This window comes from Brevundimonas sp. CURTG3B2_SDJG, assembly GCF_057364705.1.
On record NZ_JBNFOJ010000551.1, the window covers coordinates 1 to 739 of the forward strand.

Here is a 739-nt window from a genome sequence, read left to right on the forward strand (position 1 = left end):
CGTCAGCGTCAGCGCCAGCGCGGCCCCGCCCAGCCGGCGGGCGCGGTTGGGCGTCCGCTTCAGGCGAGCGATCCGCCGGCGCAGCTCCCGCTTGTTTCCGGCCAGCCAATGGCAGCCGAGCGGCGCCGGGGCGGCGGCGAACTGGGTCTTCAGCATCGCCTCGGCGTAGAGGCGGCGAAGACCGGGCAGGCGCGCGACCACGGTCTCGTCGCAGGCCAATTCCTGATCGGCCCGAATCTGGCGGGCCGCCAGATGGACCAGAGGGTGGAACCACATCAGGGCGCGCGCGGCCGCGACCGCCAAGTTGATCTGGGCGTCGCCGGCCGCCAGGTGGACGCGCTCATGGGCGACGACCACGGCCTGCTCCTCGGGGCTGAACCGCTGCGCGAAATCCCCGGGCAGCACCAGGCGGGGGGCGAAGGCGCCGACCAGGGCGGCCCGATGTCGGGCGCGCGGCGTGATAGACCGGGCCATCGGCGCGCTGTTCGGCGCGCAGGGGGCCCATGGCGCGCACGAAGCGGCGCTGGCCCGCGATCAGGACGCCGGCGTAGGTCAGGACTCCGAACGCCCACAGCAGCAGCAGGGGGGCGGCGAACTCGGCCGGGTTGGGCATGAAGTGGGGCCGCTCGATGTCGAGCAACGCGGGTGCCGCCGCCTCGTCCGTCGCGGGAGCCTGGACCGGCGTCAGGACGATCGCCGCCGCGTCGACCGCAGCCTGGGCGGGAGTCGACGCCGGCGG

1 protein-coding gene and 1 pseudogene are annotated in these 739 nt (G+C 75.1%); both read right to left on the bottom strand.

What is annotated here, in order from left to right:
• Nucleotides 1-405: M56 family metallopeptidase (locus AC2W7C_RS18625; protein WP_486002672.1), on the bottom strand; the 405-nt coding region annotated here is incomplete at its 3' end.
• Nucleotides 341-739 (bottom strand): annotated as a pseudogene (locus AC2W7C_RS18630) (hypothetical protein); the annotation flags it as partial. The gene AC2W7C_RS18625 and the pseudogene AC2W7C_RS18630, both read right to left, overlap by 65 nt.